Annotated in this window: 21 protein-coding genes, 2 tRNA genes and 1 pseudogene; 7 read left to right on the top strand and 17 right to left on the bottom strand. The window is 66.8% G+C overall.

Going from position 1 to position 21,840, the window contains the following annotated elements:
- Nucleotides 1-16 precede the first annotated feature (16 nt).
- Entirely contained in the window at nt 17-1,114 is a 1,098-nt protein-coding gene (locus FKQ52_RS10170; protein WP_141627076.1) for an NADH:flavin oxidoreductase, read from the top strand.
- An 87-nt stretch (nt 1,115-1,201) separates the two neighbouring features.
- Here FKQ52_RS10170 and FKQ52_RS10165 read toward each other — a convergent pair whose 3' ends face one another.
- The 6 genes from FKQ52_RS10165 to FKQ52_RS10140 form a co-directional block, all read right to left on the bottom strand.
- Nucleotides 1,202-1,729: a dihydrofolate reductase gene (locus FKQ52_RS10165; protein WP_141627075.1), complete on the bottom strand. Its 528-nt coding sequence runs from the start codon at nt 1,727-1,729 to the stop codon at nt 1,202-1,204.
- Nucleotides 1,730-1,816: 87 nt separating this feature from the next.
- Complete coding sequence (locus FKQ52_RS10160; RefSeq protein WP_141627074.1) at nt 1,817-3,223, bottom strand: alpha/beta hydrolase; 1,407 nt, start codon at nt 3,221-3,223, stop codon at nt 1,817-1,819.
- An 87-nt stretch (nt 3,224-3,310) separates the two neighbouring features.
- Nucleotides 3,311-3,622: a phosphoribosyl-ATP pyrophosphohydrolase gene (locus FKQ52_RS10155; RefSeq protein WP_141627073.1), complete on the bottom strand. Its 312-nt coding sequence runs from the start codon at nt 3,620-3,622 to the stop codon at nt 3,311-3,313.
- A complete protein-coding gene (locus tag FKQ52_RS10150) occupies nt 3,622-4,467 on the bottom strand; it encodes a thymidylate synthase (protein WP_141627072.1) in 846 nt (281 codons plus the stop codon). Before FKQ52_RS10150 ends, FKQ52_RS10155 begins: the two co-directional genes overlap by 1 nt.
- A gap of 81 nt (nt 4,468-4,548) precedes the next feature.
- Nucleotides 4,549-5,325 carry a hypothetical protein gene (locus FKQ52_RS10145; protein WP_141627071.1) on the bottom strand — a complete coding sequence of 259 codons (777 nt, stop codon included), beginning with the start codon at nt 5,323-5,325 and terminating at the stop codon, nt 4,549-4,551.
- 66 nt (nt 5,326-5,391) lie between these two features.
- Entirely contained in the window at nt 5,392-5,934 is a 543-nt protein-coding gene (locus tag FKQ52_RS10140; RefSeq protein WP_141627070.1) for a DUF924 family protein, read from the bottom strand.
- Here FKQ52_RS10140 and ilvC point away from each other — a divergent pair.
- Nucleotides 5,933-6,961: a ketol-acid reductoisomerase gene (ilvC, locus tag FKQ52_RS10135; RefSeq protein WP_141627069.1), complete on the top strand. Its 1,029-nt coding sequence runs from the start codon at nt 5,933-5,935 to the stop codon at nt 6,959-6,961. The two genes, FKQ52_RS10140 and ilvC, sit on opposite strands and share 2 nt — an antisense overlap.
- Before the next feature lie 69 nt (nt 6,962-7,030).
- Here ilvC and FKQ52_RS10130 read toward each other — a convergent pair.
- A tRNA-Pro gene (locus FKQ52_RS10130) sits at nt 7,031-7,107 on the bottom strand.
- A gap of 219 nt (nt 7,108-7,326) precedes the next feature.
- On the opposite strand from FKQ52_RS10130, the gene FKQ52_RS10125 reads away from it, so the two are divergent.
- Nucleotides 7,327-7,400, top strand: a tRNA-Gln gene (locus FKQ52_RS10125).
- A 150-nt stretch (nt 7,401-7,550) separates the two neighbouring features.
- Here FKQ52_RS10125 and FKQ52_RS10120 read toward each other — a convergent pair.
- From FKQ52_RS10120 to FKQ52_RS10085, 8 genes are all read right to left on the bottom strand, one after another.
- Entirely contained in the window at nt 7,551-8,912 is a 1,362-nt protein-coding gene (locus FKQ52_RS10120) for a cytochrome P450 (RefSeq protein WP_141627068.1), read from the bottom strand.
- Between the two features lie 32 nt (nt 8,913-8,944).
- A complete protein-coding gene (locus FKQ52_RS10115; RefSeq protein ID WP_141627067.1) occupies nt 8,945-10,663 on the bottom strand; it encodes a hypothetical protein in 1,719 nt (572 codons plus the stop codon).
- A complete protein-coding gene (locus FKQ52_RS10110; protein WP_141627066.1) occupies nt 10,660-11,682 on the bottom strand; it encodes a hypothetical protein in 1,023 nt (340 codons plus the stop codon). The genes FKQ52_RS10115 and FKQ52_RS10110 overlap by 4 nt, the downstream gene beginning before the upstream one ends.
- On the bottom strand, nt 11,675-12,541 hold the full coding sequence (locus FKQ52_RS10105) for a hypothetical protein (protein ID WP_205750739.1): 867 nt from the start codon (nt 12,539-12,541) through the stop codon (nt 11,675-11,677). Before FKQ52_RS10105 ends, FKQ52_RS10110 begins: the two co-directional genes overlap by 8 nt.
- 294 nt (nt 12,542-12,835) lie before the next feature.
- Nucleotides 12,836-13,135 (bottom strand): hypothetical protein, encoded by a 300-nt coding sequence (locus FKQ52_RS10100; RefSeq protein ID WP_141627065.1) that lies wholly within the window; start codon nt 13,133-13,135, stop codon nt 12,836-12,838.
- A complete protein-coding gene (locus FKQ52_RS10095) occupies nt 13,132-15,684 on the bottom strand; it encodes a cbb3-type cytochrome c oxidase subunit I (RefSeq protein ID WP_141627064.1) in 2,553 nt (850 codons plus the stop codon). The genes FKQ52_RS10100 and FKQ52_RS10095 overlap by 4 nt, the downstream gene beginning before the upstream one ends.
- A complete protein-coding gene (gene coxB, locus FKQ52_RS10090; RefSeq protein WP_141627063.1) occupies nt 15,681-16,637 on the bottom strand; it encodes a cytochrome c oxidase subunit II in 957 nt (318 codons plus the stop codon). Before coxB ends, FKQ52_RS10095 begins: the two co-directional genes overlap by 4 nt.
- On the bottom strand, nt 16,630-16,980 hold the full coding sequence (locus FKQ52_RS10085) for a cytochrome c family protein (RefSeq protein WP_240811619.1): 351 nt from the start codon (nt 16,978-16,980) through the stop codon (nt 16,630-16,632). Before FKQ52_RS10085 ends, coxB begins: the two co-directional genes overlap by 8 nt.
- A gap of 240 nt (nt 16,981-17,220) precedes the next feature.
- Here FKQ52_RS10085 and FKQ52_RS16880 point away from each other — a divergent pair.
- Nucleotides 17,221-17,676 (top strand): annotated as a pseudogene (locus tag FKQ52_RS16880) (cytochrome c); the annotation flags it as partial.
- Between the two features lie 16 nt (nt 17,677-17,692).
- Here FKQ52_RS16880 and FKQ52_RS10075 read toward each other — a convergent pair.
- Entirely contained in the window at nt 17,693-18,403 is a 711-nt protein-coding gene (locus FKQ52_RS10075; protein WP_240811618.1) for a cytochrome b, read from the bottom strand.
- Entirely contained in the window at nt 18,400-19,137 is a 738-nt protein-coding gene (locus tag FKQ52_RS10070; RefSeq protein WP_141627061.1) for a cytochrome c oxidase assembly protein, read from the bottom strand. Before FKQ52_RS10070 ends, FKQ52_RS10075 begins: the two co-directional genes overlap by 4 nt.
- A gap of 227 nt (nt 19,138-19,364) precedes the next feature.
- Between FKQ52_RS10070 and FKQ52_RS10065 the strand changes: the two genes are divergently transcribed.
- The 3 genes from FKQ52_RS10065 to FKQ52_RS10055 are packed head-to-tail and all read left to right on the top strand — an operon-like array spanning nt 19,365 to nt 21,840.
- Nucleotides 19,365-19,724 (top strand): DUF2231 domain-containing protein, encoded by a 360-nt coding sequence (locus FKQ52_RS10065; protein WP_240811617.1) that lies wholly within the window; start codon nt 19,365-19,367, stop codon nt 19,722-19,724.
- A complete protein-coding gene (locus tag FKQ52_RS10060; protein WP_141627059.1) occupies nt 19,721-21,019 on the top strand; it encodes a sorbosone dehydrogenase family protein in 1,299 nt (432 codons plus the stop codon). Before FKQ52_RS10065 ends, FKQ52_RS10060 begins: the two co-directional genes overlap by 4 nt.
- The gene (locus tag FKQ52_RS10055) at nt 21,019-21,840 is read left to right on the top strand and encodes a TIGR02587 family membrane protein (RefSeq protein ID WP_141627058.1); all 822 of its coding nucleotides are present in this window, start codon (nt 21,019-21,021) and stop codon (nt 21,838-21,840) included. The genes FKQ52_RS10060 and FKQ52_RS10055 overlap by 1 nt, the downstream gene beginning before the upstream one ends.

Raw genomic sequence — 21,840 nt, 5'->3', positions numbered from 1 at the left:
CCACCGAGAGCCGTTCATGTCCGTCGACGCCCTGTTCCGTCCCTTCACCATCAAGGGGCTGACCCTGCCGAACCGTATCGTCATGGCGCCGATGACGCGGTCCTTCTCGCCGAACGGCATTCCGTCCGAAGGCGTGCCCGGCTATTACCGCCGCCGTGCTGAGGGGGATGTGGGCCTGATCGTCACCGAGGGCACGGTGGTGGAACGCCCGGCGGCCCGCAATGACGCCGCTGTGCCGGTCTTCCACGGCGAGGCCCTGCCGGAATGGCGGAAGGTGGTGGACGAGGTCCACGCCGCCGGCGGCCTGATCGCGCCGCAAATCTGGCACGTCGGCGCGGCGCGCGGGCAGGGCGAGGACTGGCAGCCGCTGGGCAAGGTCGACAGCCCCTCGGGGCTGGCCGGTCTGGGCAAGCCGAAATATGAGGCCATGACCGAGGAGGACATCGCCGACACCATCGCCGCCTTCGGCCGCTCGGCCCGCGCCGCGAAGGAGATCGGCTTCGACGCCGTCGAGATTCACGGCGCCCACTCGTATCTGATCGACCAGTTCTTCTGGAACGTGCTGAACGTCCGCACCGACAAATGGGGCGGCGCGACCATCGGCGAGCGCAGCCGCTTCGGCGCCGAGGTGGTGAAGGCCGTGCGTGAGGGCGTCGGTGAGGAGATGCCGCTGATCCTGCGCCTGTCGCAGTGGAAGGGCGGCGCCTATGACGCCAAGAACGCCCATGATCCGGCCGAGCTGGAGCAGTGGCTGTCGCCGCTGGCCGAGGCGGGGGTGGACGTCTTCCACTGTTCGCAGCGCCGCTTCTGGGAGCCGGAGTTCGAGGGCTCGGACCTGAATTTCGCCGGCTGGGCCAAGAAGGTGACGGGTCTGCCGACCATCACCGTCGGCTCCGTCGGGCTGGATGGGGAGTTCATCGCGGCCTTCGGCGGCGCGGGCTCGAAGCCCGCCTCGCTGGACGGGCTGATCGCGCGTCTGGAACGCGAGGAGTTCGATCTGGTCGCCGTCGGCCGCGCCCTGCTGGCGGACCCCTACTGGGTGCAGAAGATCCGCGACGGCCGCCACGACGAACTGCAGGACTTCACCCGCGAGGCGATGCAAACGCTGTCGTAGGGGGAGCGACAGTTGAGTGGTCAGGCGTGGCGGCGTGGCTGTCCGCGCCTGCTCACTGCTGACGGTTCACGACTCCCCCTTCCGGACCTACCGTCGCTCGAAGACCTTGAACACGAATGCGTGGTCGTCCTTTTCTCCGGCGGGGTGGGCTTCTGACGCCACCTCGATCCAGCGCTCGGCGTCGAAGTCGGGGAAATGCACATCGCCGTCGGGCGCGGCGTCCACCTCGGTGATGTAGAGCCGCTTCGCGCGCGGCAGCACCGCCTCGAACAGGGCCGCGCCGCCGATGACGCAGACCTCGTCCACCCCGTCCTCGTCGGCCTGTTCGCGGGCGATCTCGATGGCTTCATCCAGACTGGTGCAGACCAGAGCCCCCTTGGCCTGACCGTCCTCGCCATAGCCCTCGTCGCGGGTGACCACGACGTTCAGGCGGCCGGGCAGGGGACGCAGCGGCAGGCTCTCCCAGGTCTTGCGGCCCATGATGCAGGGCTTGCCGATGGTGATGGCCTTGAACCGTTGCAGGTCCGACCGCAGCCGCCAGGGCAGATCGCCGTCGCGGCCGATCACGCCGTTGGAGCCGCGCGCGACGACGAGAACGAGGGAAGGGATGGGCATGCAGCGCTCATGCGCGGTCGATCCCGCGCTCTTTCTTCCGCTGTTTGCGCGATTCCGCCCGGCGCCTTCAAGCGTTCCGTCCCGGCCTCAGGGTTTGAATCGGTAATAGTCGCCATCGTCATGCTGGTCCGGCGTCAGATCGAACCGACTTTTCGCCGGCTGATCCTGCAACAGGTTATAGATGTCCGAGAGAACCGAGCGCGTTCCGCTGAAATAGCCGTGCGCGAGGAAGTCGGTCTCGACCGCCGAGGCGTCGATGCTGTCGATGCCGGGGATGATGACGATCGGCTCGCCCGCGCGTGGGGCGCCGTTGACGACCTTGGAGGCTTCAATCGCCTTGTCCTTGGACGAGGCGTATAGGGTGACGGTCTTGGGCAGCGTCTTGAACGCCTTGACCACGTTGCGGAAGACGTCGGCGTCGACGTCCGGCGCTGTCAGCACCACATGGTGCAGATTCGGGGTTGCGCGCTGGCTGAGGGCTTCCAGGGCGTTGCAGACCGCGCGATTGCCCATGCTGTGGGCGATCACATGGACGCGGGTCGCGCCGGTCCGGGTCGCCACGTCGGTCAGGAAATCGACCAGATGGGTTTCGGTCCAGATGACGGTGTTGGCGTCCACGACATACCCCGGGATGGTCCCCTGCGAGGGCCAGCTATACAGGATCGGCGCGCCATCGAACCGGAGGTCAAAGGCCATCTGCGCCGTCTGGCGGGCGGCGTTGGCGAACTTCACATTGTAGCCGTGGACGAAGACGAAGGCCTCTTTGCGCTCTGACCCGGCGATTTTCTGCGACACCCGACTGTAGAAATCCTCATCACCCAGCTCGGTCACGGTGCGCAGGGAGACGTGTTTCTCGGGGTCTTCCGCGAACTCGAACTTCCACCATTTCGGCCGCTCGACCGATCCGACCTTGTGGCGCGCGGGAATGGAGACATCGCACTCGCCGAGTTGCAGGCCGTCCGCCCGTCTGGGGCCGTAATCAACAACCTTGCCTGGCTTGGCCGCCAGCTTCGCCCGGTCGGTGGCGTAGAAAATCTTGACCAGACTGAAGCCGACATCGGGGATGGAAGGCGAGTTGGCCTTGCGGGACTTGAACGTCCCGGAGCCGCCCAAGGCCTTGGGGAGCGGCCTCGCGTCATCGTCGTTGGCTTCAACCCACTCCACATAGGACCGGGGCTCTGGTTCATCGTTCTCGGAGCCGATCAGCCGACCGGCAAGCCATGCTTCTGCAAGCGCGGTCGCCAACTGCTCTACTGTCGCCGCTGATCGCCGGGACTGCCTTGCCACGAAAGTGGCGGACGGTTCGATGACAGATGGGGCATACAGCGCCCGGATGACCTGCTCGATCATCGCCTTGCGCTGACCGGTGCTCGGCAGGGCCACAGCGACCAAGGCGGCGCCCGGGTCGGTATTACGGGGGCGCGTGCCGGTGGCGTCCTCAATCGCGTCGTAGATCAGGTTGACGATCTGATCGACGGTGATGGGCGTGGACATGAGCGGCTCCCCCGAGGCGCGATCCGGTTATGGATGTCTATCACCTTAGGTTGATCGTGGGATGTGCTCAAGTCTGCCGGGAGGGCCTCAGCCGGTCTTCTCCAGCCAGTGCAGCCATTTCCGCTGCATCGCCTGCTCGATGTCGATGTTCGCCGCGCGGCAATAGATGAGCAGCATGCCAAGCACGTCCGCCGCCTCGTCGCCCAGCTTGTCGTGATCCGCCGCGCCGCGGGCACGGCCGGTGGTGCGCAGGTGTTCGGCGACCAGTTCGCCCAGCTCCTCCTGCACCTTCAGCAGCGCCCAGTCGCCGGACGCCGCCTTGTCACGGTCGATGCCGTGCTCGCGGGCGTAGATGTCGGAGATGCGCAGGACGGAGTCCTGCAGGCCTTTGAGGTCCATCAGACCGCGACCGGCGCCTTGATGTGCGGCCAGGGCTGGTAGCCGTCCAGCACGAAGTCCTCCAGCCGGTAGGCGAACAGATCCTCGCGCGGCGTGATGGTCATGGTCGGCAGGGGCAGGGGCTCGCGGGTCAGCTGCAGCTGCGCCTGCTCGATATGGTTCAGGTACAGGTGGGCGTCGCCGAAGGTGTGCACGAACTCGCCGGGCTTCAGCCCGACGACCTGCGCCATCATGATGGTCAGCAGGGCATAGCTGGCGATGTTGAACGGCACGCCGAGGAAGACGTCGGCGCTGCGCTGGTACAGCTGGCAGCTGAGCTTGCCGTCGGCCACGAAGAACTGGAACAGGCAGTGGCAGGGCGGCAGGGCCATGTCGTCCACGTCGGCGGGGTTCCACGCCGAGACGATGTGACGGCGGCCATTGGGGTTGGTCTTCAGGCCATGGACCAGCTTCTCGATCTGGTCGATGACGCGGCCGTCGGGGGCCGACCAGCTGCGCCATTGCTTGCCGTACACGGGTCCGAGCTCGCCCTCGGCGTTGGCCCATTCGTCCCAGATGCTGACGCCGTTTTCCTTCAGCCAGCCGATATTGGTCTCGCCGCGCAGGAACCACAGCAGCTCGACGATGATCGAACGCAGGTGCAGCTTCTTGGTGGTCAGGACCGGGAAGCCCTTCGACAGGTCGAACCGCATCTGGCGGCCGAACACGCCCAGCGTTCCGGTGCCGGTGCGGTCATCCCGGCGCGCGCCGTTGTTCAGGATGTCGCGCAGCAGATTCAGGTACTGGTGCTCCGGATGGTCGGCCGGGGCGGCGGGTACATCGATCAGGTCAAAAGCGGCGCTCATGGGGACGTAGTGTGCCGCTGATTCTTGCTTCGCGGCACCGGCCTGATTCGCTTGCCCACAGAAACTGGAAGCGGCGTCCGGTCAGGGTGCCTGGAGGGGCGTTCGGGTCACCGTTTGGGTGCTCGTGCTCTGCTCCACGACCCCGTCCGCCGTGATGATCTCCAGGCGGACCGTCCGGACCTGCCGGATCGGACGTCCTTGGGGATCGGACTCGCGGACCAGGGTTTCCGTCCCGGAAATCTGATCGGACGCATGGGCGGCCACGGCCTGTTCCAAGGTCACGGGCGTTCCGGTGATTTCGCCGACCACCACGTCCGTCTCGGCCTTTTCCCGGCGGACTGCGTCTGGGTCGACCTCGGCTTCAATGCCGTGGGCGCCGGAACGCAGATTATAGACCTTCAGGGTCTCGAGGACGGCGTTTGGGTCGCATTCGATCTTGAAGGCTGTCCAGCTGAAGAACCAGCGACCGCAGGCTTCGCGCGGGATCTCGCCGGTCTTCAGCCAGACCTCGATGCGCTGTTCCAGCTCGGGGCCGTTCAGCAGGCGCGCCGGAGCGCTTTCCGACCAAAGGATGCGGGCGGGCCATTGCCAGTCGCGGGCCCGCTCCGCGGGCGTTGTATCGGCGGGCAGGTCGAATTCCAGCTCCAGTCCTTCGGGAAGAACCGCCACGACCCGCTCGACGAGCGCGCCGCCGGAGTTCGATGTGCTGCTGGAGCCGTTTGTTGACTGGCTCTCGGTCCGGACCCGCAACTCCAGTTCGTACGCGTCGCCCGGACGATCCGTCGGCGGGGCCTGTTGAGCCGAGGCTTCGGCGGAGAAGGCCAGCAGCGCCGTCAGAAGTCCGGCAAATCGCAGCATGTCAACTCCTCGGCTCTGGCCGGAGCATCGCCCGGATCGGAGCGGTTTGGAATTGGTCAGGCTGCCTCACCCCCCGAACCCGCCCTCATCCAGAAACGCCTGCTCCTCCGCCGTCGTCTCCCGGCCCAGACACGCGTTCCGGTGCGGGAAGCGGCCGAAGCGGACGATGATATCGCGGTGGATGTGGCCCCATTTCAGCAGCTCCGCGTCGTCGCCGATCAGCGCCAGATAGCGGTCCTGATCCTCCAGCCGCTCGGAATGCTCGAACGGCAGCAGGAGGAAGTTCCGCAGGTCTGTCTCGAAGGCCAGATGGTGGCCCCGCGCGACCGCCTGTTCGGCGAAGTGGCGCGCCAATGGATCGGTGGCGAACTGGTGGGCCGTGCCCCGGAAGGTGTTGCGCGGGAACTGGTCCAGCAGGATCAGCAGGGCCAGCGCGCCCTCCGGCGTGTCCGCCCAGTGATCCAGCTCTCGCCGCGCCGCCATCATGTGACCGTGGGCGAAGCGCCGGCGGAAGACGTCGTCGAAAGCGTCATCCTTGGCGAACCACTTGCCGGGCCCGGCCTCTTTCCAGAAGCCGGTGACGTCGGAAGGTTGTAGGTCTGTGCTCATGACCCAGACCCTACCCAATCCGCTCCCCGCCTACCACGACGCCGACTGCGACCTTTCGATCATCCGCGGCAAGCGGGTGGCCGTGATCGGCTACGGCAGTCAGGGGCGGACCCATGCGCTGAACCTGCGCGATTCGGGCGTGACCGAAATCGTCATCGGGCTGAAGGCGGGCTCGGCCACGCGGGCGAAGGCGCAGGCGGACGGCTTCACCGTCCTGACGGCGGGCGAGGCGACGACGGGGGCGGATGTGGTCGCCGTCATGGTCTCGGACGAGGCGCACCGCGATCTGTGGCGCGACGAACTGGAGCCCAACATCCGGCCGGGCGCGGCCCTGATCTTCGCCCACGGCCTGTCGGTGCGGTTCGGGCTGGTGAAGCCGCGCGCCGACCTCGATGTGATTCTGGCCTCGCCCAAGGGAATCGGGCCGCGCATCCGCGACCTGTACGAGGCCGGGGAGGGGGTCTTCTGCCTGTTCGGCGTGCAGCAGGACGCCACCGGCGGCGCCCATGCGCTGGGCCTGTCTTACGCGGCGGCGCTGGGCTGTGGCCGCAAGGGCATTCTCGAGACCACGATGAAGGACGAGTGCGAAAGCGACCTGTTCGGCGAGCAGGTGGTTCTGTGCGGCGGGGTGGCTGAACTGGTCGACGGGGCCTTCATGACGCTGGTCAACGCCGGCTATCCGCCGGAGGTGGCGTGGTTCGAGTGCTTCTATGAGCTGAAGCTGGTCACAGACCTGATGTTCGAGAAGGGAATCGCCGGAGCGTTCGGGCGAATCTCCAACACGGCCGAGTACGGCGCCTATCTGACCGGGCCGCGCATCATCGGCGACGCTTCAAAGGCGGCGATGGACGAGGTGCTGGACGAGGTTCAGTCCGGCGCTTTCGTGGGCAAGCTGATGGCCGATTACGACGCCGGGTCCCCGGAACTGCTGGCCCGCCGCAAGGCTCTGGGCGAACGCGCCATCGAAAGCGTCGGCGCGCATCTGGCGGCGGTGGCGGCGAAAGCGTCGGGGACGGCGGGGGGCTGAAACGAAAAGAGCCTCCCGAGGGAGGCTCTTTCGCTCGCTTCCGGGGTTTCGGGAAACCCTTGGGAAGAATGGTCGGAGTGAGAGGATTCGAACCTCCGACCCCTGCGTCCCGAACGCAGTGCTCTACCAGGCTGAGCCACACTCCGACTTGAGGAGGGGGCTTATAGCGACGGGTTTTTGCGCCCGCAAGCGGAGAAAAGCCCTCGCGGTAAATAGTTCGCGACCCGGCGATCGGCGACCGTCGCTTGCCCGAAAGCGCTCCGGAAAAGGAGATGAAAGAAGCTGCGAAAACCCTCTTGCGTCCCGCTTCGCCCCGGCGTATCTGACCGCCTCCTCGCTTCCGGGCGGGGCGACGCCGGACCTGCTGGGGAATGGTGTAATGGTAACACTCCGGTTTTTGGTACCGTCATTCTAGGTTCGAGTCCTAGTTCCCCAGCCACCGCCCTCACTGCATTTGAGCGCTTTTGACCTCTCCAGACGGAGGCGGGTTTTACGGTTGGCGTTGTGTTCCGGGTCTTCTGAAGCCTTGCGGTCATGTCGATCCGAACCGCCTCGCCGCTGTCGAGGCCGCCGGCCGCTCCCGCGCGTGTCAGGTGTCGAACACCAGGTGCAGGTGCTGGGGAAAGGGTGTGCCCGCCTTGTCGATCCGCCCGCCGGGGCCCGCCGCGCGGCGCAGGTTGGGGCGGGCGAGTAGCGGCTTGAGCATGGCGGGCAGCACCGCGCGGTTGATGTGCGCGCCGAAGCAGACGTGCATGCCGTAGCCCCACAGCATGTAGGTCTCCCACGGCCGGTCGGTGCGGAATCGGGTGGGATCGGGTATCGCCAGCGGATCGAACATCGCCGACAGGTTCGACGCCATGACGATGCTGTCCTTGCGGATGCTGCGGCGGCGAAGTGCGCCGGCGGCGATTGTGGTGTCCCTCATCGCGCGGCGATAGACGACGGGGTTGAGCGGCCGGAACCGGAGCGCCTCGAAGACATGGGCGGACAGCGCCGCATCGTCGTCGGCGCGCGCCGCGGCGCAGGCGGCGGCGAACGCCTTGGGTCGATCCAGCAGTTCGTCGAGCGCCAGATTGGCGGCTGCGGAAAGCGTCGGCAGTTCGCCGATCAACAGTCCGATCAGATTGTTGCGGATGTCGCGATCACTCATCCCCGGCAGGCGGGCCTCGCCCATCGCCAGACAACGACCGAGCACGTCATCCCTGTGCGGGGCCTTGCGGCGCTCGGCGATGTGGGCGTCCATCCAGACCCGGAAGTCCGCCGCCGCCTTTCTGGCGCGCGCATCGAGATCGGGATCGGCCTGCAGGTCGATGAACAGATACCAGAACAGCAGGGTGGTCCATTCGGCGATCGCCGCCTCCGATGGGCCCGGCGTGCCGAAATAGTGGTCCAGCAGTCCGGCGGCGACCGGCTGGGTCAGGGCTTGAGGCACGTCGATCGCGCCGGGCGCCATGGCGACGATCCCGGCGGCGGCGGTCGAGACATAGGGGGTGACGATTTCCGGCACATCGTCGCGCCGCACCACAAGCCGCATGTTGGAGGTATCGCGGGTGTAGCGAGGGGTGTCCTGCATCCCGAGAAAGAAGTTCTCACCGGCGGTGATCATCTCCATGCGCGGGGCGTAGACCACGCCGAAATCCGCCTCGCGGCTCAGGATGTCGATGACATCGGCCCGTCGGGTCGCGATCGCGGTGATGCCGTTGTTGGGATAGGACTCGATGATCCGCCGCCGGAGCACCAGATTGGGCTGGAACAGCCGCAGCAGCCCGAACACCATGCGCTGCCCCTTCGGCCCGCCGATGGCGGCGCCGAGCCGGCTCGCGATCGTCCCGCCCTTGCCGAACACTGCGCCGATGCCCGCGGCGATCAGCCAGAGCAGGGCCCGGAGCCCCTGAACGAGCAGCATCAGCCGGCGCCAGATCACGGTCGACAGGTTGAACAGCCATTGCATCGCGCGCGCCTTTTCCGGAGGGCCTTGTTGGGTCAGGTCGGGTCGATGATCCCCATCCCGATCATCCGCAGGGCGGTCATGCTGGGCAGGAAGAAATAGTCCCCGCCGCGCGGCTCCACGAGTTGCGGAACGCGGTCACAGATGAAGGGCAGCTTGCCGACTTCAGGATCGACCGGGATCACCATCTTGGGCTCATCCGCCTTGGGATGGTTCCCGATCACCGGGCAGGTGTCGCTGCCCGCGTTGAAGTCCAGCCCGTACTGCATCCATTGCTGCTGCACGAACTCGAACTGGCGGAACAGATTGGTGCAGATCGCCATGAAGATGATGCCGTGGTCGCCGTCATCGGTCGGGGCGTTGGCGTCATACTGACCATAGGGCAGGCCGCGACGCAGGATGCGACGGCGGTTGATGATCGCGCTGCCGTCACCTGACAGGCCATCGGCGGTGAAGGTCGGCCCCAGTCCGTCGCGCGGATTGGCGCGGCGCAGGTGCGAGGTCACCGGGCATTTCGATCCCGCCGGATCGGAGGCGTAGGTGAAGTTGGTGAACTTCAGCGCGATTTCGGCCAGCCTGGCCTTGTTCTTCTCCGCCCGCGCCTTGTCGAGGTCGGCGCGGAAACGCTGCCAGTCGGCGTAGGTCGGCGCGATGGTCAGCGGGACGCCGTCCTCCCATCGGCCGACCATCTTGGCCTTGATCGTCTCCACCGCCTCCGCCTTGGGAACGTGGAACATCCTGGCGTAGCGTCCGGCCTGCTCGTCAATGTAGCGGTTGAAGGTTCCGACGGCCTCGTGCAGCTTGCGATAGGCCATGAAGGCGCCGTTGCGGCTGAAGGCGATCGGCATCGCCGCGCCCGGAATTTCCTGCGCCTCGTCCGGGTAGCCGAGCAGGAACTCGCCGGTCGCCAGCGGCTCCCATTTGTACGTCTTCTTCTTCGGGTCATAGACCAGCTTGCCCCCGCCCGCGACGCGGACCTGCTCGGCCTCACCCGAGAACTGGCCGGAGAAGACCGGGTCGCCGAAGCCGTCTGACAGGCCGAAATGCTCCTTGTTGGTCGGCCACCAGTTCTCGCCGTCCTGCCGCATCACCGCGGACAGGTCCTGCCATTGCGCGTTGTCGGGGCCGACCCCGTCGAGCAGAACGACCCCGCCCCTCGATTTCTTGCAGAGCGCGACGATGGCGTCGGTCTCGGCTTTCAGTTCGGGGCAGGCCGTGCCGTCGGGGTTCTGCTGGGCGTAGAGCGTCAGCAGGATATGGACGCGCCTGTCGCCCTTCGAGTTGCGCCATACCGCGTCGCGCTTGTCCAGGAAGGGATCGTCGCCCAGCAGGGCCGCCCGCGCCTCCATCCCGTCGATGAAGTCGTCAGGCATGCCGCGCAAGGTGCGGGTCGGCACGCCCAGGGCGAGCAGTCCGGTGAAGGTGAAGCCGATATTGAGCGTCACTTTGGGCTTCATCAGCTGAACGCGACCCGGATAGTCGGGCTCGCCCTGCGCGCGGACGATATCCTTGACGCGCGGATTGCGCGTGCGCAGCAGCGGCTCGTCTCGCTTCGGGTCCTTCCAGCGCGCGGCGGTGGTGATCTTCGGCAGCAAGGCCTCGACAAAGGCGCGGCCTTTTCGGGCGTCGCGCACGGTCAGATAGAAGTTTCGCCCCTTGGGGAAGCCGTCGCCGTAGGTCCGCAGAATCCCGCCCTGAATGTCGGCGAGGTCGAGCAGGGTGGCGGAGGACGGCGTGTTGGTGGCGTTGGTCATGCCGCATCTCCCGGCTGGCTGCGGATCACGCCGGGCGACTGGGTGGGCCCGTCCAGGTCGCCGGGTCGGGTGGCGGTCAGAAAGGTGCGGAACTCGGCGCCCCATTTTGTCCGGTCCCGGCGCTGCTGCGCCGTGGCGAAGCGGGTGAAGACCTGCTGGAGGTACAGCGCCTTCAGCACATTCCGCAGATCCGCGCCGGGGGAGGCGGGGTAGGGCTTCCGGCCCTTCGCCATCACCCAGTAATAGTCGATGATGAGGCCGAGGATCAGCACCCCCAGCCCGGCCCAAGGGGCCCAGGTCCAGCCGCTCCACCCGACGAAATCCGCCGCCCAGCGCCAGCCGGTCCAGCGCAGGAAGCCCGCGATCAGCGACCCCAGCAGCATCAGCGCGCCGATGCCCGGGATCAGCGCCAGTCCGGGGATGGATATCTGGCTCAGCTTCGGCGGGATGTACCAGTAATCGTGGAACGGCATCGTCGTTTCGATCTGGCACCGCAGGATATAGGTCGCGAAACTCGCCGCGTCCTTCACCTGATCGAAGCCGTAGCAGTACTGGAAGATCGACCGCAGCTCGGGCTCCATCTGGCCCCACAGCTCCTCGAAATAGCGGCGCGGCTCGCCGGCGCCGGCGGGGTCGGGCAGGTCGAAATCGATGGTCCAGAAGATGTAGGGGCAGGTGATCTGATCCACCGGCTGGGCGGCGAGCAGGTCGACCTTCATCACCGCGTTGACCAGCGCATTGCTGTGGTCGCGGCCGTTGAAGTTCGGCTGATCGAGGATCACGAAGCGCGTGAAATGGGTGCGCAGATTGCGGGAGAAAGGGCTGTTCAGCCCGATCTCCTCGGTCGCATGGGATTGCAGCGCCGTGGGCAGGGTCTCGAGGATCTCGCGCACGATGTGGATGGGCGAGCTTTTGATCACGCCCTTCGCGCCCGTCAGGCTGCGATGCTCGACAACCCCCTCGTTGCACACCGGCACGGCCGCCGTGAAGAAGTAGGTGCTGACGTCGATATTAGCCATCGGCTCTTTCCTCCTTCCGGACGGGCGTTTCCGGCGGCGGCTCCGGCGCATGGGGCGGTTCGCCGGCGTTCGGCGTAATGTTGAGAGCGGCGGCGACGGCGGCCCTGACCTCGGCCCTGACGGCCTCGTCCTCGTTCGCGCTGGACGCGAGGACGACATCCTGCGCGATCGGTTCCAGGGTGCGCTCGGCCTTGATCGGACCGGTGCCGCCCTCGCCCCACAGACCCAGCTCGGCATCGGCGCGGTTGCGGTCAGCGGCGGCGGTGTCACAGCTCGCGATCGGGGCGTAGCCCGGCGAGCCCAGCCCGCCCTGATTGGCGATCAGCAGCCGTTCGAACGCCGAGGCCAGCTCGGCGTCGCTCAGCCCTCCGGCCTTCGCGGCGACCGCGGCCAGATCGTGCAACAGCTTCAGCGCCAGCTTGATATCCCGCTGCCCGCTGCCCGGCGTCGCGTTATAATAATAGTTGGTGTCGACCTGATTGGCGCGGATGTAGTTCTTGAATGGGGTGACCGGGATCGAGTTGGGGTATTTGGTGCTCGAATACCAGAACAGGTCCAGCCCGCCCGGAATCCCGTCGGCGAAGGCGTCGATGTACTGGTCCCAGGTGCCGTTGAAGTTGCTGCAGAACAGCATGTAGTCGTTGGACAGCTTCGCCGGGGGCTGGCCCAACTGCGGCCACTGATCGCGGCGGATCATCACCCAGCGCGCGAAATGGATGAAGCCGAGCCCGAGCAGGCCGCTGAGGGTGCCCGGCAGGGCGCGCGAGAGCATGAAGATGAAGGTGTTGATCCACGTCGCGCCCGGCCGCATGGGCGTCACGACATTCATGGCATAGGCCTTGCCGGCCAGATTACTCATTGATCCACCCCCCGAGGAACAACGCGTCATATCGTCCCGAGCGCCGCCGCGCCCGGAATGCCTCGATAGCCCAAGCCTGCAACTTTTGCTAGTGAAGGGTGAGTGTTCGCAACTTATTTGAGATGGCGCCTCGCAAGCCTTTGATTTCGTCTCATGGCGAAGTCCGACCGATTGCGGACCGACCGACATCGCGTGTCGTCGAAGTCGTCTTGTAACGCTTCCGCGTTCGGGCGCCTGGGCGAAGAAGCGGACTGTCTGCGAGGGCGTCGAGGGTCCGGCGGACGGCGATCGCCGTCAGTGCCCGATCACGGTCGGCAGCGCCTGCCATGCAACGGCGATCAGGGAAACGGCGGAGCCGAAGGCCGAGACCTGGTCTGAAAATCCGGAGCCCCGGCGGCGCAACTGTGTGACGGCCGCCCATAGCAGCGTTGCGGCAAGCAGGGCGCAGCCCCCGCTGAAGGCCAGGCCGGCCATGCGCCAGCGTACATCGTCGGCCGTCGCTACGACGTCGGCGACGCTGGAGATCAGATAGACGCCGATGAAGTGAAAGGCCCACACAATCAGGCCGCCGGTCATCCAGATCCAGGTCTTCATGGCGCGCCCGGGAAGAGGGCGGTGAGGGCGGCGGAAAACGCGCCCTGACTGGCGGAGTAGGTGAGGAACAGGGCGATCAACTGGAAGGTTGAGGGGCGACGCGCCTCGACGTGGCCGAACAGCAGTCGCAAAACCGCGTACAGCGCCATCAGGGCGACGATCCCCATGAAGAAGCCGTGCCAGGACAACAGGGCGAAGACCGTGGCGCCCTGACCCGTCGCCGAGGCCTTGAGACCGGTGTCGATCCAGCCGTTCAGATCGGTCCACCACGCCGCGCCCAGGGCGGCGGTCGCCAGCAGCATCAGCAGGGTCGCGATCACCGGGCTGCGCGGGCGGTCCAGTGACAGCACCCTGCACGACAGCCAGGCGAGGAGGGCTCCGATGAGGTTGGCGCCAAGGGTAAGGTAGAGACCCGTCGCCGGCGGAGGGGCGATCCAGTCCTGCGGGTTGCGGCTCCACAGGAAGACGTAGCTGAAGCCCGCCAGCAGAGCGATCATGCCGGCCACGATCAGGGTGATGACCATGGCCCACCAGCCGTGGCTGGACGGGCCGCTCATATAGGTCGGCACTCGAACGCCGCCGCCGATATCGACCGTCTCGGCGATGCGCGGGCGATCCAGCATCCAGCACCAGTGCATGATGCACCAGACGGCCAGAACGCCGCTGATGGCCGATGCGACATAGGCCTGCACGGTCAGCAGCAGGAATAGACCCGCCGTGAAGATCGCCGCCCAGACATGCCAGGGGGAGGGCGACGGCATCCGTTGCAGGTATTGCGGCTCGGCGTTGAGGGTGGAGGTGACCAGGGTCTCCCGCGCGCCGGTTGGAGCGTTCGGCAGGAAGTAGCGTCCGGCTTCGACGTCGCGGGCGAGGTTCTTCTGCTCCCACAGGGGATAGAGGCTTTTCACGACCGGAATCGAGCGGACCGAGTAGAGGCCGGTCGGCAGCCATTCGAGCCCGGGTGAGCCGTGGATATCGCCGCTGTCCTTGTCGCCGAAGGGGCGGAAGTTGCGGATCATGTCGATGATCCAGAGGAGGACGCCCAGCGCCGTGATCGCCGTGCCGATGCTGGAGATCAGGTTGGGCAGCTCCAGCCCACGTCCGGGAAGATAGGTGAAGACGCGGCGCGGCATGGCCATCAACCCGCTGAGGTGCATGGGCAGGAAGGTCACGTGCATGCCCGTGAACATCAGCCAGAACACCCACTTGCCCATCCGCTCGCTGAGCGGGCGTGTCGACGACATGGGCAGCCAGTAGTAGATGGCGGCGAAGAAGGGGAAGACCATCCCGCCGATCAGCACATAGTGCAGGTGGGCGACGATGAAGTAGCTGTCGTGGGCCTGCCAGTCGAACGGGACCATGGCGACCATCACCCCGGTCAGACCGCCCATGACGAAGGTGATGATGGCGCCGGTGACGAACAGGCCGGAGGTGGTGAAGCGCATCTTGCCCGCCGCGATGGTGGCGATCCAGGCGAAGACCTGGATGCCCGCGGGCACCGACACTGCCATTGACGCCGACGAGAAATAGCTGGTCGAGATGGTCGGCATGCCGGTGGTGAACATGTGGTGCGCCCACACGCCGAAACTGATGAAGCCGGTGGCCAGCATGGCCAGAACCACGGCGTTGTGGCCGACCAGCGGCGTGCGCGCGATAGCCGGAATCATGGTCGACATGGCCCCTGCGGCGGGCAGGAAGATGATGTAGACCTCGGGGTGGCCGAAGAACCAGAACAGGTGCTGCCACAGCATCGGGTCTCCGCCCTTGAGCGGGTCGAAGAACGGCCAGCCGAAGACCCGCTCCAGCTCCATCAGGGTGGTGGCGAGGATCACCGACGGGAAGGCGATGATGATCATCCCGGCGAAGATCAGCATGGCCCAGGCGAAGATGGGCAGCTTGTCCAGCGTCATGCCGGGCGCGCGGTTGCGCAGCACGCCGACAATGATCTCGACGGCTCCGGCGATGGCGGAAATCTCGATGAAGCCGATACCAAGGAGCCAGAAGTCAGCGTTGATCCCGGGCGAGAAGGCGGTCGAACTGAGCGGCGGGTACATGAACCAGCCGCCGTTCGGAGCGAGACCGAAGAACAGGGAGCAGAAGAAGGCCAGTCCGCCAATCAGATAGGCCCAGAAGGCGTAGGCGCTGAGGCGCGGGAAGGGCAGGTCCCGCGCGCCCAGCATCTGGGGCAGAAGCAGCACCGCCAGCGCCTCGACGGCGGGAACGGCGAACAGGAACATCATCATCGTGCCGTGCACGGTGAAGATCTGGTTGTAGGTCTCGGCCGGAAGGACGCCCGCCATCGGCACGGCCAGCTGGGTCCGCATCAGGACCGCAAGGACGCCCGCCAGTACAAAGAACAACATGGCGGCGCCCACATAGTAGACGCCGACGAAATTGTTGTTGATCGCGGTGATCCACTGCCAGCCTTTAGGGCGGCACCAGATGCGTTCCAGTTCCTCGACCTCGCCTTCCGGACGAGGCCCGGTGGTGGGGAATTGCTCGTACAGGGTGGTGTCGAACCCCGTTTCCCTCTCGAACTCGCGGCTCACTTCAGGCTCTCGAGCCAGCCGGAAACCTCGCGCAGTTCCTCGCCGGTGAGCACGGGATAGGCCGGCATGCGGTTGCCGGGCTTGATCGACTGGCTGTCCGAAATCCAGCCCGCCATCGTGCCCTGGTTGTTGGGAAGAATGCCCGCGCCGAGCGTGCGCCGTGAGCCGACGTGGCTGAGGTCAGGGCCAGCCTGACCGTTGAAGGCCGTGCCGGCGACACTGTGGCAGGCGCCGCATCCGGCGCGGGCGAAGACCTGTGAGCCGATGGTCGGCTGAAGGGCTGCGGGAGAGGGCGCGGTTTGCCGGGCGCGCCATGCCGCGTAGGCCGTCGGCTCATGCGCCACCACGACAAAGCCCATCAGGGCGTGCGGCCCGCCGCAGTATTCAGCACACTGTCCGCCATAGGCTCCGGGGGCGTCGGCCTGAATCCGGATCAGGTTGCGGCGTCCGGGGATCATGTCGACCTTTCCCGACAGACGCGGAACCCAGAAGCTGTGAATGACGTCGGCGGAGTCCAGTTCGATCACCACGGGACGGCCCGTGGGGATGTGCAGTTCGTTGGCGTCCTGGAAGGCTTCACGACCTTCGCCGTCCAGATAGGCGATGCGCCACCACCACATCTCGCCGGTGACACGCACGCGCATTTCGTCGGGACCGGGCTCCTGCGTCAGGTGACTGGTCAGGCCGAGACCGTAGATGAGCAGGGCGGTCAGGACCACGACGGGGAAGGCGAAACCGCCGATCCAGACAAGCTTGCGCCCGCCCAGCCGCTCGCGCCAGCGTCGGGGGCCGAACAGCGCGACGCCCAGCGCCGCCAGCACGATCAGCAAGACCGAGCCGGCCATGGCGAACAGGACCCATGACAGGGTGTTCAGCGGCTCGGCGAAGGGTCCCGCCGGATCCAGCGCAGGCGGCGGCCAGGCCGCTGTTCCGTCCGCTGCGGCTCTAGTCATGGAGCGTGTACAGGTAGGCGGCCACGTCTCGGGCCTCGGCTTCGGTCAGCGGCATCGCGGGCATGGCGGTGGCGGGCGCCATCGACGGCGCGTCCTTCAGAAAGCGGACCAACTGGTCCGGCCTGTTCGGGAACTGTCCCGCGATCAGCGGGCTGTCGGCGAATCCGTGCAGCGAAGGCCCGGCCAGCCCTTTCGGCCATCCGACGCCTGGCGTGTCGTGACAGGCGGCGCATCCAACGCGCTCAATCACCCGCACACCCCGGGCGGCGTCCGCGCCCATAAGGGCGCGCGGAGGCTCGCTCTTGTCCGCGCAGGCGCACAGAAGGGCGGTCAGGGCGATCACGCCCCACCTCACGCCGGTCCCTGTCGGTTGTCGAAAGCTTTCATTGCGCCCCTGCTTCGTCTGGGAGCTAACCCGCTCCCATGGCCACGGTTCCCCCGGAGCGGAACCGTGGCGGTCGGACGGTGTTCGCTCCGGGTGCGTTTCTCACTCCTGACCCTCCTGCTGCTGCCGCTCGCGGCCTGCGCGCCCCCCTCCAACCAGACGGGTGCGGCCTTCACCGAGACCGGCCAGATCATCGCCATGGGCGGGGGAGAGGGCGGCCCGGCCAACGCCTGTTTCAGCTGCCATGGTCTGGCTGGAGAAGGCGACGGCGTCAGCGTGCCGCGCCTGGCCGGGCTGGACGCGGGCTATCTGCAGAAGCAGATGGAGGACTACGCCAAGGACGTTCGGCAGGATGTGGTCATGCGGGAAGTGGCGCGCTGGCTGGACGACGGCGACCGCCGGGCGGTGGCGCGCTTCTATGCGGACATGCCCGCGCCGCCCGCGCGGGCGACCGTCGGTCCGCCGCCTGCGCTTTATCTGACCGGGGACGCGTCGCGGGGCGTGGCCGGTTGCGCGTCGTGTCACGGGGCGGATGGACGCGGCGTGGGCTTCGGAAATCCGGCCATCGCGGGTCAGCCCGCGGCCTATACGGTGGATCAACTTCATCGCTGGCAGGAAAGGAAGCGGCGGAACGACCCGCGCGGCGTGATGACCGACGCCGTAAGGAACCTCACCGACGCCGAGATAGCCCAAATCGCCGCCTGGCTAGAGCACGCACCCGCTGCTCGACCGCCCGATACCGACGTTGCCAGCGCGTCCGCCGCCGCTTCGGCTGCGGCACGACCGGAAGCATCCCGTGGAGTACGTCGTCCCGATCGATGATCTGGTGCTTGAGCGCAGCGCCGATGTGCAGGGGAATGAGCAGCAGCAGGGTGACGATCAGGCCCCAGTGCATCCATTCCGTCACCGCCTCGATCCGCCAGCGGGTGACGTTGTTCAGGTCCTGGAACGGCATCAGGGGCCAGGCGACGAGGCCCAGCAGGGTCAGGCTCTGCTCGCGCTCTGTGGCCGAGACCATCGCCCAACCGGTCAGGGGCAGGCCGAACAGGCAGGTGTAGAACAGGTAGTGGGTGACCGTGGCGGCATTGCTTTCCCAGCCCGGTTTGTCGGCGTCGTTGATCGGCCCGGGCGCCAGCAGGCGCCAGGCGCCTCGCCCCATGGCGAGCACCAGCATCAGCACGCCGACGGCGTAGTGAAGGCTGTGCGCCGCCACCTTCTCGCCCCCGACCGGCAGGCGTCCCATCCACCAGCCCCAAAACAGCTGGAAAACGATCAGGGCCGCCATCGTCCAGTGAAAGACGATGGCCACGGGCGAATAACGGCGCTCGTCGTGGTGGCCCGCGGCCCATTCAAGGATGTTCCCGATGAGGCGGTTGATCACGCGGTCTGATCCACGCGCACGACCGGACGGTCCGGACCGATCCAGCGCCCCAGGATGATCAGCGCGGCCGCCAGATAGATGGCCGCCGCCGGCGCCCACATGATCAGGCCTGCCGCTTGCTGATCCTCCAGCGGGGTCAGCCCCCATGCCATGGTGGTCAGCAGGTGAGGCGCGTAAAGGGCGTCGTCGGCGAAGGTGAGCAGTGCGCCGAGAAGCCCCATGGCGACCATGGCGACGAGCAGGTGGCCGACGGCCGACGGCGCCGAGGCGCGGCGCACCCCTGCCCAGAACCAGACGGCGCTGGCCAGAAGGCTGGCCTGCATAAGCCAGTAGACGGCGTCGCTGGACAGGGCGGCGGCGTAGGCGGAGGGCGCATGCCAGGCCCAGAAGACAACCGCCTGAACCGCCGTCGCCAAAGACAGCGAGCCGGTCCGGCCAAAGGGCAGGCTCCACGCCAGCAGCGGGGCGGCGACGGCGACCAAGAGGACGTGATGCACCGTCCGCGCTGAAAACAGCGCGGAGCTGGTCGCGCACAATGGGGAGACGAAGATCACGCCCAGCACCACCGTCGCGATCAGGCCGAGTGTTCGGGGCCGACCTTGTCCGCGCCACAGAAGAAGCGCCGCCGTCGTGAGCAGCGCGGTCAGAAGCAGCGGGTCGAGATTCCAGCGCCATTCGCCGGGCGCCGGAGCCGGACCGCAGTACGGAAGCCAGGTCAGGGCGTCGGGCGTCATGACACGGACTCGATCAGCGGACGGATGATGGCGCTTCCCCTCGGCGGCTTCGCTTTGAGAAGGGTTCGAACCTGCGGGTGGTTCCCCAAATACGGCAACGAAACGGCGTCCGGCGGGTTGGCTCACGGCACAGGCTGAACAGGAACGATTTAGGCATGCCCTCCCACGGACCAGCGGCGAGACCGCTGCAGACCGCCAGATCCGTCCTTCTCGGCTTTCCAGCGGCCTTGTTCGCCGGGGGGCTGGTCAGCGACATCGCCTATCTGAGGACCGAGGTGATCCAGTGGACCAACTTCTCTGCCTGGTTGATCGCGGGCGGCGAGCTTTTCGCGGGCGTTCTTCTGGCGTGGGCGTTGATCAGTCTGATTTTCCAGTGGCGGACGCCGGAGCGAACCTCTGCCCTGTTACTGGCGGGTCTGCTCGCCGCTGCCTTCGTCATCGGCTTCCTCAACTCGCTCCAGCACAGCAGAGATGGCTGGAGCTCGGTCGGCGCCGCCGGTCTGCTGATGTCCATCGTCTGCACCGTCCTGGCCCTCGCCGCCGCCTGGATTGGAAACGCCCAGGCTATCCGGGAGGGAGCCCGATGATGCGCCGCCTGCTCGCCACCTCCGCCCTGACCCTCGCCGTCGCCGTCACCGCCTGTGGTCGGCCTGCGGAAAACCTGAACCAGACCGGACCGAACCCGGAGCTGCCGAACCGCAATGAGACCCTGATCCCGCCGATGAAGATCGCGTCGCCCGCCGGTTGGGACGGCGAGGCGCCGACCGTCCCGCAGGGCTTCCGCATCACGGCGATGGCGACGGACCTGAAAATCCCGCGCCAGATGCTGGTGCTGCCCAACGGCGACATCCTTGTCGCGGAAGGGTCGGGCGGCAAGGCGCCCAAGCTGCGGCCCAAGGACGTGATCGCGGGCGTCATCAAGGCGCGCGGCAAGTCATCGGTGAAGGGCGGAAACCGGATCACCTTGCTGCGGGACGCTGACGGCGACGGTACGCCGGAAGTTCGGACAGTCTTTATAGAGAACCTCGACGCGCCCTACGGCCTGGCCTTCGTGGACGGCAATCTCTACGTCGCCAATCAGGACGCCTTGCTGCGCTTTCCCTATCAGGAGGGGCAGACCCGGATCACCGCGCCGGGCGAAGTCCTGACCCGCCTGCCGGCCGAGGTGAACCATCACTGGACGAAGTCCCTGACCGCCAGCGCTGACGGGACCAAGCTCTATGTGGGCATCGGCTCCAACAGCAATGTCGGCGAGCGCGGCATGTCGGTGGAGGAGGAGCGGGCGGTGGTCTGGGAGATCGACCGCCTGACCGGCGCGCGTCGAACGATCGCCACCGGTATCCGAAACCCGACCGCCCTTGCCATCGAACCGACCTCCGGCCAGCTGTGGGCGGTGGTCAATGAGCGGGACGAACTCGGGCCGGAACTGGTGCCCGACTATCTTACCTCAGTGCGCGACGGCGCCTTCTACGGCTGGCCCTACAGCTACTGGGGCAAGACCGTCGATCCGCGCGTCCGTCCGGCGCGTCCCGATCTGGTGGAACGCGCCGTCGCCCCCGACTATGCGCTGGGCTCACACGTCGCTGCGCTGGGTTTGAGTTTCGCCACCAACGGCGGCTTCGGCGGTGGCTTCAGCCAAGGCGCCTTCATCGGTGAGCACGGCAGCTGGAACCGGCAGGACCTGTCCGGCTACAAGGTCAGCTGGGTCGCCTTCAGCAATGGCCGCCCGGTCGGCCAGCCCGTCGACTTCGTGACCGGCTTCCTCGCGGACGGCAAGGCGCGCGGTCGCCCGGTCGGGGTGACCTTCGATCCGCAACGTCGCATCCTGCTGATCGCCGACGACCTGTCCAACACCGTGTGGCGGGTCGCTCCGGCGGGCTGATGGCGACCGCGGCCGCCCGGGCGAGGAGCGCGAGCTACCTCAACGATCTGGGCCGGGCCTTCGGCGGCGCCCTGCTGTTCGGCATTCCCTTGCTGATGACCATGGAGATGTGGTCGCAGGGTGTCGCCATGGATCGCTGGCGGCTGCTGGCCTTCATTGCAGCGGGCCTGCCGCTTCTTCTCGGGCTCGCCCACTATGCGGGGTTCTCCGACCGGAGAGGTCTTCTCAACGACAGTCTGGATACGGCGGTCGCTCTGGCGGTCGGTTTCGGCACCGCCGCGGGACTGCTCACCCTGTTCGGGGTCGTGCGGGGAGACACGTCACTGACGGGCTTCATCGGCATGGTGACCTTGCAGGCGATACCGGGCGCCATGGGCGCGCTGCTGGCGCGAAGACAGCTGGCGGGCGCGGGCGGCGGGGAGACGGATGAGGGGAGCGCATCCTATACTGGCGAGTTGTTCCTGATGGCCGCCGGCGCCCTGTTCCTCGGTCTGAATGTCGCTCCGACGGAGGAGATGGTCCTGATCGCCTACAAGGCGACGCCGCTGCACGCGCTGGGGCTGATCCTGCTGTCCCTCGGCCTGCTACACCTTATCGTGTTCCGGGCCGGTTTCGCAGGGCAGGAGGAGGCAGACCATCCGGTCAAGGCCTTCTTCCATTTCACCCTGCCGGGTTATGCGATCGCGCTGGCGGTCAGCCTGTTCGTCCTGTTCGTTTTCGGACGCATGGATGGTCACTGGCTGCCCGGCATGGTCCAGAGTGTCATTGTCCTGGGCTTTCCCGCCGCCATCGGCGCGGCGGCGGCCCGTCTGCTGGTGTAA

The organism is Brevundimonas sp. M20, assembly GCF_006547065.1.
Lineage (GTDB): Bacteria > Pseudomonadota > Alphaproteobacteria > Caulobacterales > Caulobacteraceae > Brevundimonas.
The sequence above is the reverse complement of the archived record's forward strand: the minus strand, read 5'-3'. Positions and strand labels throughout refer to the sequence as shown.